This window comes from Armatimonadota bacterium (assembly GCA_031081585.1).
Lineage (GTDB): Bacteria > Sysuimicrobiota > Sysuimicrobiia > Sysuimicrobiales > Humicultoraceae > Geohabitans > Geohabitans tengchongensis.
Window position 1 is genome coordinate 59,510 of the sequence record JAVHLY010000010.1, and the last position, 11,257, is coordinate 70,766.

The following is an 11,257-nucleotide window of genomic DNA, read 5'->3' on the forward strand; positions in this document are numbered from 1 at the left end:
GCATACCCACTGGTTCGTCACGCAGCGACGCCCCGACGCTGAGAGGAGGTCCCATGGAGACACGAACCGTTATGACCCGAGAGGTGAAGACCGTACGGCCCGAGACTCCCCTGGACGAAGCGCTCCAGTTGTTTGTGCGCGCGCAGATCCACGGCGCCCCCGTGGTCGACGCTGAGGGCCGGCTGCTGGGGATGGTGAGCTTCACCGACCTGGCCGAGCGGGCGGGGGAGGACGTGACGGTCGGGGACGTCATGCGCCGGGACGTGCCGACCGTCTCCGAGGAGACGCCGCTGGCGGAGGCCGCAGCCCTCATGCTGCGCGAGCGCGTGCGCCGCCTGCCGGTGCTCCGTGGGGACCGCGTGGTGGGGATCCTCACGGCCACCGACATCGCCCAGACCTTCATCAACCTGCACGAGGAGCCCCGGAGGCGCCGCAGGCCCACCGCGGAGACCACGCCGTCGGGACGGGCGTGACACCGGGCGCCGCCACGGTCGCCCTGAGCCCTGGCAAGCTCCTCAACCTGGTCCGCCTGGCCGACCGGGACGGCCGGTTCCGCATGCTCGCCGTGGACCAGCGCGACTCCCTCCGGGCAGCGCTGGCCCGGGCCACGGGCCGGTCCCCGGGCCAGGTCTCCTACGAGGAGCTGGCCCGCGTCAAGACCCTCCTGACCGAGATCCTGGCGCCCCACGCCACGGCGGTCCTGGTCGACCCCGTCTACGGCTTCCCGCACGCCGTCCCGCTGGTCCCCCGGGACGTGGGCCTCCTCACCGCGCTGGAGGAGACCGGCTACGAGCCCGCCGGCGAGGGTGGGCGCGAGCGGCGCGCCCGCCTCGTGGAGGGCTGGTCGGTGGACCAGGTCAAGCGGTCGGGGGCCAACGCCGCCAAGCTGCTGCTCCACTACAACCCGGAGGCCTCGGCGGCGACGCGGGCGCACCAGCAGGGCCTGGCCCAGGCGGTGGGGGAAGCGTGCGCCCGGGCAGACCTCCCGTTCTTGCTGGAGGTGGTGACCTACCCGCTGGGAGCTCCGGCGGCGGACACGCCGGAGTTCGCCCGGGACCGCCCCCGGTACACGGCGGCCGCCGCCGAGGAGTTCTCGCAGGAGCGGTACCGGGTCGACGTGCTGAAACTGGAGTTTCCCGCCGACCTCCGGTACTGCCCGCCGTTCCACCACGGCGTCTTCGACGGCCGGGAGCGGCCGGCGGTGTACACGTTGACCGAGGTGCGTGCCGCCTGCCGGGCCGTCTCCGAGGCCGCCAGGCCGCCGTGGGTCCTCCTGAGCGGAGGTGTGGGGATCGACGAGTTCCTGGTGGGCCTGGAGCTGGCGGTGGAGGCGGGAGCCAGCGGGTTCCTGTGCGGACGCGCCATCTGGCAGCCGGCGCTGGCCCGCTACCCCGACCTGACGGCCATGGAAGCGTGGCTGCGGACCGCGGGGACCCGCAACCTCCTCCGGGCCGGCGCGGCGGCGGTGGGGGCCCGCCCGTGGTTCGAGGTCGTGGGCGGTCCGGGGGCGCGCCTCCAGGTCCGGGAGGCCGGCGAGGGCTGGCACCGGAAGTACGGCGGCACCCCGTAGGAGCCCCGTGAAGCGCATCGCCATCCTCACCAGCGGCGGGGACGCGCCCGGCATGAATGCGGCGATTCGGGCGGCGGTCCGGCTGGCCGCGGCGCGGGGCGTGGAGATCCTGGGTGTCCGCCGCGGCTACCTGGGCCTCATGCAGGGCGAGTTCCTGCCGCTCGATTCCACTGCGGTGGGCGGCATCATCGAAGCAGGGGGGACCATCTTGCGCACGGCCCGCTGCGAGCCCTTCAAGACCGCGGAGGGCCAGGGGCAGGCTCTGGCCGCCCTGGAGCGGGCGGGCGTCGACGGCCTCCTCGTGGTGGGCGGGAACGGCAGTCAGGCCGGGGCCTTCCGCCTCTCCCAGCTGGGCGTCCCCGTGGTGGGGATCCCGTCGACCATCGACAACGACGTCCCGGGCACCGACCAGACCATCGGAGCCGACTCGGCTCTCAACACCATTGTGCAGGCCATCGACCGCATTCGCGACACGGCGTCCGCCCACGAGCGCACCTTCGTCGTGGAGACCATGGGCCGCGACTGCGGGTGGCTGGCCCTGAACGCGGCGCTGGCCACGGGAGCGGACATCGTGCTCATCCCGGAGGCCCCCATTCCCCTGTCCGACGTGGCCGGCCGGGTGAGGGAGCGGAGGCGACTGCGCAAGGCGCACACCATCATCGTGGTGGCCGAGGGGGCCGGACGGGGCGTGGACGTGGCAGCCTACCTGGCCGACCTGACGGGCCTGGAGGTGCGGGCCACGGTCCTCGGCTACATCCAGCGCGGCGGGGCCCCCACGGCTTTCGACCGAATCCTGGCCAGCCGTCTGGCGGCTGCGGCCGCCGAGGCCCTCCTGGGCGGACAGACGGGCGTGCTCATCGGCCTGCAGGGCAGGGACCTCGTCCCGATCCCGCTGGATCGCACGGTGGCTGAGCGCCGCGCCCTCAACCTGGACCTGTTCCGACTGGAAGGGATCTTCTCGGTCTAGCTGCTGGCGTTCCAGGTAGGCTGACCCCGTGGGATCCGCAGGCGCAGGATCTGAGCCGACGGGCTGGTACCCGCCCGCCTGAGCCTCGGGCAGGAAGCAGGCGATGGTATCGCGAATCGTGCGAACCGGATGGTGAGAACGTTATCACATTCGGTGGCCGGGAGGTGAGGCGCCGCTTGCCGGCGCTGCGGGCCGCCGTCCGCGCAGGGGCCGGGACGCCCGCACGAAGGGTCGACGTGCGCGCGGGGGCAGCCGGAGACGACGAGACCGCGCAGGAGCGCGAGCAGTGGAGGTGAGGGGGAGATGAGGGGAGACGATGCGGGCCATCATGGGATGGTGAGCCGGCGCGCTTTGCTCAAGACGGCGGCGGCGACGACGCTGGCGGCGTCGACAGGGCTGTGGCGCCTGCCGTGGGTGGCGGCCCAGGAGCGCGTCATCACCCTGGACTACTACACGCTCTTCCACAGCGGCGACGCCGCGGCCATGGAGCGCATCGTCCGGCGGTTCAACGCCGAGAGCCGGACGGTAAAGCTGAACTTGCTGCAGGGGCAGTGGGCCGAGTACTATGCGCAGCTGTTCGCCGCCGTGGGGGCGGGCAACGCGCCGCAGATCGGCATCTGCCACTCCAGCCGGGTGATGGACGTCTACCGGGCGCTGACGCCGCTGGAGGAGTCGCGGGCGGGCAACCTGCTCGAGGTCGCCGACATCCGGGCGTCACAGTACACCAGGAAGGTATGGGAGGCCGGCGTCTACCAGGGCAGGCGCTACCTGGTCCCGCTCGACTCGCACATGTGGGGGCTGTGGTACAACAAGGACCTGTTCCGGCAGGCGGGCCTGGACCCGGATCGTGCGCCCGAGACCCGTGAAGAGTTCGAGCGGGCCTGCGAGGCGCTGCGTACGCGTACCGGCCGCTTCGCCTTCCACCCGGCCGAAGACGCGCTGCCCCGGAAGGTTCGCCGCGCCTGGGAGATCCTGTTCTGGGGGCAGGGCGGCGAGCTGCTGACGCCCGACGGGAGGCGCGCGGCGTTCAACGACGACCGCGGCCTGCGCGCCCTGGACTACCTGGTGACCATGATCCGCCGCGGCTGGAACCAGCCGGGGACCGACGGGTTCAAGCAGTTCGCTGCGGGGCAACTGGGCATGCTGCTGGCCGGCAACTGGTACCTGCCCACGGCGAAGGACAGCGGGGTGAACTTCGGGTTCCACTACGTGCCGAAGTTCTTCGAGCGGGCCGTGACCTGGGGCGACAGCCACAACCTGGTGATCCCGCGCCAGCGGCCCGACCGCGTGACCAACGAGGTGCTGGTGGCGGCCATCCGGACAATCAAGTGGATCAACGAGCACTCGGACGAGTGGGGCATCTACGGCGGGCACATTCCGGCGTACCTGCCCGCGCAGCGCTCGCGGGCGCTGCTGGAGTCCGACTCGTGGCGGCTGGCGCTCAACAAGTTCGCCGACATGGCGAACCGCGGCTACGTGCACTACCCGCTGACCCATGAGAAGGCGCCGCAGGTGCACGCGGCCATCGAACCGTACATCCAGGAGGCGTACAACCTCCGGTTGGCCCCGCGCGAGGCGCTCGCCCGCGCCGAGGCGGAGGTCAACCGCGTGCTGGCGGGATAGCGGAGATGCCGCAGCGGTGGCGGAGGGGCCCCGGCCCCCCGGGCGCCCCTCCCGTGCCCCAGGCGGAGGTTCGAACGGTCGGCCTGCCCGCCCCGGCTTCGCGGGCGGTGGCGGCGCCGGTGGAGGCGGGGCCTGCGCGCCGGCGAACCCGGCGCAGGCAGTGGCTGCAGGTCGGCGAGATCGTCATCTTCCTGCTGCCGTTCGCCGCGTTCTGGATCCTCTTCCGCCTGGGGCCGGTGCTCTACGGCGTGGTCATCAGCCTGTACCGGTGGGACCCGCTGGGAGACGCCCGGTTTACCGGGGCGCGCAACTACCTGGCGCTGGCCAGGGATCCCCGCTTCTGGAACGCGCTGGGCAACACCCTCGAGTTCGCAGCTCTGGCCATCCCCCTCATCGTGGGCGCCGGTCTGCTGCTGGCCCTGTTCCTCTTCACCTACCGCGGGACGCTGGCGGCACGCTGGATGGAAGCCGGGTTCTTCTTCCCCTACCTGTTGACCGTCTCGGTGGTCGGGCTGGTCTGGCGGTGGCTGCTGGATCCCGACTTCGGCATCGTCCTGCTGGTGCTGCGGGGGTGGGGCGTTGGCTCGCCGGCCTTCCTCAACGAACCGCGGTGGGCCCTGCCGGCCATCGCCCTGGCCACCACGTGGTGGCTGGCGGGCTACCGCATGGTCCTGTTCCGGGCCGCGCTGGAGGATATCCCGGAGGAGCTCTACGAAGCCGCACGTATCGACGGCGCTTCCGGCGCGCGCATCTTCGTGGCGATCATGCTGCCCCTGCTGAAGCCGGCGGTGCTTTTCGCGCTGGTGCTCACCACGATCTCGGGGTTCATCGTCTTCGGGCAGGTGCTCATCATGACCGCCGGAGGGCCTGGGCGCGCCTCGGAGGTGCTGGCGCTGTACCTCTACCGCTTCGGGTTCGAGTACCTCGAGATGGGGCAGGCTGCGGCGGTGGGCGTGGTGCTGTTCGTCATCATCCTGGGGCTCACCCTGGTCGCCTTCCGCTGGCTGGGGTTCGGGACAGCGCTGTGAGGGCGGGGCACCGGCTGGCCGGAGCAGTGCTGGTGGTGATGGCGGGGCTGCTGGTCCTGTGGCTGAGTCCCATCGCCTGGATGTTCGCCACGGGCCTGAAGCCGACTCCTGAGCTCTTCGCCCTGCCGCCCCGGTGGATCCCGCGAGAGCCCACGCTGCACCACGTCCACGTGGTGCTGACCCGGTGGCCCTTCGCCCGCTGGATGGTCAACAGCCTGGTGGTGGCCACGGCCACCACGGTCCTCTCGACCCTGGTCTCGGTGCCGGCGGCGTTCGCCTTCTCGCGGCTGCGGTGGCGGGGACGCGACGTCCTCTTCCTGATCTTCCTCTCCTCGATGCTCCTCCCGCTGGAAGTGAACGTCATCCCGCTCTACTTTCTCATGAACCGCCTGCACCTGCTGAACACTTACCCGGCCGTCTTCCTGCCCATGGTCGGCATGCCCCTCGGCATCTTCCTGCTGCGCCAGTTCTTTCTCAACATTCCCACCGAGCTGGACGACGCCGCACGGGTGGACGGCGCCGGCAACGTCCGGATCCTGCTCAGCATCATCGTGCCCCTGGCGAAGCCGGCGCTGGCGGCCCTGGTGATCTACATGTTCACCTTTGCCTGGAACGAGTTCTTCTGGTCGATGATCGCCCTGTCGTCCCCCCAGATGTTCACGCTGCCCATCGGCCTGCGGGCCCTGCAGGGGGCGTACGACATCGACTACGGCATCCTCATGGCCGGCGCGGCCCTGGCGGCGCTGCCAGCCCTGATGCTATTCCTGGCCTTCCAGCAGGCCATCATCCGTGGCATCACGATGACCGCACACCGGTAGGGCGACCCAGGTGGCGATGCCCCCGCCGGAAGGGCCCGTCAGGCCGGTGGAGCCCCGCCCCTGCGGACGGAGGTGCGGCAGACCATGACCAGAGTGCCACGGGTCGTGGGGCGTCAGCCGATGACCAATCCGCTCCCCACGGCGTTCTGCCACGGCGCCACGCTGCTGCCCGCACCCGATGGCAGCCTGCTGGGCGCCTGGTTCGGCGGTACGGCCGAAGGGCTGCCCGACTCCGGCATCTACGTGGCGCGGCTGGGGGCCGGGGCCTCCGCATGGTCGCCGCCCGCGCTGGTCGCACCGGCCGACGGGCACCCGTGTGGCAACCCGGTGCTGTTCGCCGGGGCACCCGGTGTGCTCTGGCTGGCCTACTTCCGCGTCTGGGGCGCGTGGTGCACCGGGGGCAAGCCGTGCGCGCGCGTCTCCTTCGACTGCGGGCAGACCTGGTCGGACGAGGTGCTGCTGCTCGACCGTGCGGGTGTCCTGACCAAGAACAAGCCCCTCCGCCTTGGGACCACGCTGCTCTTGCCGGTGTACGACGAGGTGCGCTGGCAGGTAGGGCTTGCGCGCCTCGACGTCGCGCGGCATGGCACCGCCTGGGTGTTCGACGACCTGGCCATCGGCGCCGGTACCGGCGTGGCTATGATCCAGGGCACGCTGGCTCTCGGGAGGCCGGGCCGGCTGCTGATGCTCACGCGCACCAGGACCGGCCGCATCTGGGCGACGGAGAGCGCTGATGGCGGCCACACCTGGTCTGCGCCCCACCCCATCGAACTGCCCAACCCCAACGCCAGCATCGACATGGCGCGCCTGCCCGATGCCCGCCTGTGGCTCGTGTACAACCACACCGACCGCGGACGGGATCCGATGCAATGGGAATTGCGCCACCCCCTCTGCCTGGCGGAGAGTGCCGACGGCGGGGCCACGTGGACGCCGCTGCTGGTGCTGGAGGAGGGCCCGGGGGAGTACTCGTACCCGGCGGTCGTGGTCGACGGCGCCGGTCGGGTGCACGTCGCGTACACGGCGCTGCGACGGGAGATCCGGCACGTGGTCCTGGAAACCTGAGTACGCCGCTGCGCACCCGTCACCGGCACGACCGGTCGAAGACCCTCACCGGGCGCTTCGCCGTCAGGGTGGCCGACTGAGCGGCCGGCCGCGGGACTCACCGGCTGCCCACCACGACCCGAAGCCACGACATCATCAGACCGGCAAAGGTGACGGCTCCCGCGGCCAGCAGCAGGCTCGCGCCCGTGGCCGCGGCGGGGAGCCCGGCCGCCACCGCCAGGCCCAGAGCCGTGCTCCCTGCCGCCATCAGGGCGAACGCCACCACGCCTGTCCTCGGGTAGTAGGGAGCCGGCAGACGGGGCACCTCCCACGGGCTCAGGCCGCGGGCGAAGCGGTAGTACCACATGAGGAACGGCGTCACCTTGTAGAGCTGCCCCGTGATGGCCATGGTGATCCACCCCGCCAGGATCAGGACCACCGCCGCCACGCCCGCCCGCGGTCCGGAGAGCACCCCCGCAGCGAAGGCCACCGCCAGCGCCGCCAGCAGCAGCGTCTGTCCCCAGATGACCCACCAGTGGTGAGTCGTCAGGTCCGGGGCCTCCCGGCGCGTGCGCTGGAGCATCCGGTGCACGTCTCGGGCGTAGAGCAGCGCCGCGATGGCCAGGACGGCGGCGGCCAGACGGGCCAGGCGTGCGCTCGCCGTGAGCGCTGCCCCCACCAACAGGAGGACGCCCCCGTTCAGCAGGGTGAGGACGAGAGCGACGCGCCGCGGTGAGGGTGTGGCGGCTCCCGTGAAGCGCGGCAGCAGGTAGTAGGAGACGCTGACCACGAGCTGGCCGAACCAGCCCCCCAGGCCCAACGCCGCGTGCACCCCCAGTCCGGCCCATCGCAGCAGGCGCGGCCAGAACGGCCATGTCCAGTTGAGGCCCATGAGCACCCCCCAGGAGGTCGCCATCACCAGGGAGAGGACGGCCAGCACCACGCCGGTGGCCGACGGCGGCCATCGCCGGCGCCCGCGCGCCTGGGTGCCGACCACCCACAAGGCGAGGAGCGCCGCGGTCCAGACCGCGCTCCCGCCCAGGGCGATGAACGGCGGCCGGCGGGTCAGGAAGCCGGCCAGCAGGACCAGGAGTCCCGCCACGGCCAGCGCCATCTGGACACCCGCCACCGGATCCCGGCGACGGGTGAGGCCCACCATGGCCGGGAAGAGCTGGTGGAGGGCCCCGAGCGCCACGAAGGTGCCCCACCCCAGGGTGAAGAGGTGGTTGACGGCCAGGACGGGATAGCTGCGATACGCGCCTGCGGCCAGACGGTGGGCGACCAGGGCCAGGCCGAGGGCGGCCACCGGGAACACGGCCACCCCCACGACCATGAAGGCAACTCCCGGGGTCATGCCGGGCAGGGCGCGCCACCGGGCGGAGAGCGCGGGGACCGCAGCGGACGTCAGGCGCATGCGGTGATCACCCCCACACGATAGCAGGCCGACAGCGCGCCCGGCGGGCCCCAGGGAAGCGACCGCGCGGGCCCGAACGATTCCTCCGGTGTTGATCCCCCTGCTGGCGCTCGGTTTCGGCCTGCTGCTCGCCGCCACGGCCTTCCTCGTCTTCCGCTACCTCGAGAGCCGGGAGCAGGAGGTCCGCTGGTGGGCCATCGCCTTCACCCTCTTCACCGGCCATGTCGTCGCCGAAGGGCTCGCCTTCGCCTGGCCGGCAGCGAGCCTGGTCCGCCACCTCCTCTTCCTCTTCGCCGCCGGTGCCATGGCCCGCAGCTTCGGTCCCGTGCCCTGGCCGCTCACCCCGCTGCTCGGCGTCGTGGCCGTCGTCGCCGCCGCCCTGCTGCTTCCCTCCTCGGTCTGGCTGGCGGCGCTACCTCCCTCCGTCGTGGCCGGATTGTGGTTCTTCACGGCGGCGGTCCGGTATGCCCGCTTCGTCGGCGGGCTCGACGAGCGCTCTTCGCGCCTCGTGGCCGGAGGGATGGTCCTCGAAGGCCTGGTTTCCCTCAGCTACCCGCTCCTGCGGCCCCACCCTGTGGGCGTGGGGGTGGGCGCGGTGGTCTCGGGTCTGGCGGCCATCATGCTGGGCCTGGGCGTCCTGATGCGGGCCTGGGCCCGCGCCCGCGACCTGGCCACCATCACCGCCGTGGCGGAGACCCTCAACCGCTCCGCCGACCTCCGCGAGGCGCTGACCGCTTCCCTGAGCCGCGTGGTCGAGCTGATGGGCCTGCGGGGGGGATGGATCTTCCTCCAGGAAGACGAGGGAGAGTTTGCGCTGGCGGCGTCCCACCGGCTGCCCGAACCGCTGATGGCCGACGGTGCCACGGCCATGCGCGGGGACTGCCGGTGCCTGCAGATGCTCCGCGAGGGGCAGTTGCGGCGTCCGGTGAACCTGGTGGCCTGCCTGCGGCTCGAACGGGTGGGCTGGCTGCAGCCGCGGCATGCCAGCATCCCGCTCCACACGGCCGAACGGGTCATCGGCGTGATGAACCTCCTGCTCTCTCCGGGGCGCAACTTCTCCGGGCGGGAACTGGACCTCCTGGCGGCCACCGGACACGAGATGGCCCTGGCGGCCGAGCGCACCCGCCTGCTGGCGGAGGTGCGGGCCAAGGAGGCCGCCCGCGGCGAGCTGATCGAGCGCCTGCTGACGGCCCAGGAGGAGGAGCGGCGCCGGATCGCCAGGGAGCTGCACGACGAGGCGGGACAGGCCCTCACGGCGCTGATCCTCAACCTGGAGATGGCGGGACGAGAGGCAGCCGAACCCGACGCCACCCGCCTGCGCCGGCTGAAGGGCATCGCCGAGCAGACGCTGGGGGAGCTGCGCCGGCTGATCTACGACCTGCGCCCCACCGTCCTGGACGACCTGGGATTGGGCGCGGCCGTGCGCTGGTACGTGCGGGAAGTCGTGGAACCCTCGGGCCTGGCGGTGACCCTGGACCTCCAGGGGGTGGACCGGCGGTTGCCGCCGCCGGCGGAGACCGCCCTCTTTCGGATCCTCCAGGAGGCGCTCAACAACGTCCTCAAGCACGCCGCGGCCACCCGCGTCTCGGTGGCCCTGCACGTCGGCCAGGACGCGGTCCGCCTTACGGTCAGCGACGACGGGCGCGGGTTTGAGGTTGGCCGTCCCCCCGCCCGGCCGGGCGGCGGGCTGGGCCTGCTGGGCATGCGGGAGCGGGCGGAACTGCTGGGCGGGCAGATGCACGTCCGCAGCGCTCCGGGACAGGGAACGACCATCGAGGTCGTGCTGCCCCCGGACAGTGCCCCGGAGCCGGGCCGCAGGCAGTGAGGCGCAGGCGCAACTCCAGGCTCTACCTGGCGAACGCTTCGAACATGGGCGGAAACGTCAGCACCAGGCCCAGCACGATGAGCACCCAGGCCCAGCGCGTGTAACGGGCCAGGTTGACGTCGGACGCCCGGAGTGCGCGGTGAAGCGCCACCCACGCGACGAGCCAGATCCCCACCGAGACCGCCGTCTTGCCTGAGAGGGGTCCGGCCAGCGCCCACAGCGTCAGGCCCCCCTTGAGGCCCGGCAGGAGCTCCGCCAGGGTGGTGAGCAAGCCAAGGAGGAAGACCCCGATCGCCGCCGACAGGATGGCCGCCGCGGCCGCTCCATTGGGCCGGGCGTTGGTCGTCATCATCGCTTCCCTCCCCTCGCCGGCCTCATCGGATCGGCGCGACTTTGTTGATGAAAGCGCCGAAGACGCCCGCGACAGCCGCTGCGCCGAACGCCACGACGAACAGCCCCAGGACCGTGCGGCGCAGCGATCCGGAGGCCGCCAGCCCTTCCCGGTAGTAGGCGACGAGATACGCTACCGTGGTGGCCAAGATCGGCGCAAACCAGCCGATATGCTCCTTCCACTCCATCCCGAATCGATGCCAGAGAGCGGTCTCGGGTCTGGAGAGAAGCAGGGCCCGCGGGTAGGCCGACAGGTCCACTCCCGCTGGCGGTGTGGCCCGGTACCAGGGGTACACGATATAGGTGCCGCTGATCACGGTCGCCCAGGCCACGAGCGCCATCAGCCACGTCCCGGCCAGCAGACGGCGGACCCGCTCTCGCATGCCCTCCACGGTGACCCATTCCGGTCTGAGACTGTACAGCCCGGCAAGGCCGCCGGCGAAGGCGAGAAGGAACAGCGACCCGAAGACCAGACCGTGCAACAGCTTCCCCATCCGGCCGGCAACGGCCGATAATGGTCCCGATGATGGAGACCCTGCCCGACTGAGGCACCAGCGATGACCCCAGCCAAGATCCGGGTC

General features: G+C 71.8%; 11 protein-coding genes. 8 read left to right on the forward strand and 3 right to left on the reverse strand.

Features of this window, described 5'->3' with window-relative positions:
- Positions 1 to 71: 71 nt before the first annotated feature.
- The 7 genes from RB146_05670 to RB146_05700 all read left to right on the forward strand — a co-directional run bounded on the left by RB146_05670 (position 72) and on the right by RB146_05700 (position 7,068).
- A complete protein-coding gene (locus RB146_05670) occupies positions 72 to 473 on the forward strand; it encodes a CBS domain-containing protein (GenBank protein MDQ7828468.1) in 402 nt (133 codons plus the stop codon).
- Positions 470 to 1,570, forward strand: coding sequence for a tagatose 1,6-diphosphate aldolase (locus RB146_05675; protein ID MDQ7828469.1), 1,101 nt, complete (start codon positions 470 to 472; stop codon positions 1,568 to 1,570). Before RB146_05670 ends, RB146_05675 begins: the two co-directional genes overlap by 4 nt.
- Positions 1,571 to 1,577: 7 nt before the next feature.
- The gene (gene pfkA, locus RB146_05680) at positions 1,578 to 2,537 is read left to right on the forward strand and encodes a 6-phosphofructokinase (GenBank protein ID MDQ7828470.1); all 960 of its coding nucleotides are present in this window, start codon (positions 1,578 to 1,580) and stop codon (positions 2,535 to 2,537) included.
- A 303-nt stretch (positions 2,538 to 2,840) separates the two neighbouring features.
- Positions 2,841 to 4,160: an extracellular solute-binding protein gene (locus tag RB146_05685; GenBank protein MDQ7828471.1), complete on the forward strand. Its 1,320-nt coding sequence runs from the start codon at positions 2,841 to 2,843 to the stop codon at positions 4,158 to 4,160.
- A 53-nt stretch (positions 4,161 to 4,213) separates the two neighbouring features.
- Positions 4,214 to 5,188: a sugar ABC transporter permease gene (locus RB146_05690; GenBank protein ID MDQ7828472.1), complete on the forward strand. Its 975-nt coding sequence runs from the start codon at positions 4,214 to 4,216 to the stop codon at positions 5,186 to 5,188.
- Positions 5,185 to 6,006: a carbohydrate ABC transporter permease gene (locus RB146_05695; protein ID MDQ7828473.1), complete on the forward strand. Its 822-nt coding sequence runs from the start codon at positions 5,185 to 5,187 to the stop codon at positions 6,004 to 6,006. Before RB146_05690 ends, RB146_05695 begins: the two co-directional genes overlap by 4 nt.
- Before the next feature lie 84 nt (positions 6,007 to 6,090).
- Positions 6,091 to 7,068, forward strand: coding sequence for a sialidase family protein (locus RB146_05700; protein ID MDQ7828474.1), 978 nt, complete (start codon positions 6,091 to 6,093; stop codon positions 7,066 to 7,068).
- 97 nt (positions 7,069 to 7,165) lie between these two features.
- Here the strand turns inward: RB146_05700 and RB146_05705 are convergent, their stop codons facing one another.
- Positions 7,166 to 8,461, reverse strand: a complete 1,296-nt coding sequence (locus RB146_05705) for a hypothetical protein (protein ID MDQ7828475.1) — start codon at positions 8,459 to 8,461, stop codon at positions 7,166 to 7,168.
- A gap of 88 nt (positions 8,462 to 8,549) precedes the next feature.
- Here RB146_05705 and RB146_05710 point away from each other — a divergent pair, with 88 nt between their 5' ends.
- The gene (locus tag RB146_05710) at positions 8,550 to 10,286 is read left to right on the forward strand and encodes a GAF domain-containing sensor histidine kinase (protein ID MDQ7828476.1); all 1,737 of its coding nucleotides are present in this window, start codon (positions 8,550 to 8,552) and stop codon (positions 10,284 to 10,286) included.
- 22 nt (positions 10,287 to 10,308) lie between these two features.
- Here the strand turns inward: RB146_05710 and RB146_05715 are convergent, their stop codons facing one another.
- Positions 10,309 to 10,638, reverse strand: coding sequence for a hypothetical protein (locus RB146_05715; GenBank protein ID MDQ7828477.1), 330 nt, complete (start codon positions 10,636 to 10,638; stop codon positions 10,309 to 10,311).
- Positions 10,639 to 10,660: 22 nt separating this feature from the next.
- On the reverse strand, positions 10,661 to 11,257 hold a 597-nt coding region (locus RB146_05720), incomplete at its 5' end, for a hypothetical protein (GenBank protein MDQ7828478.1).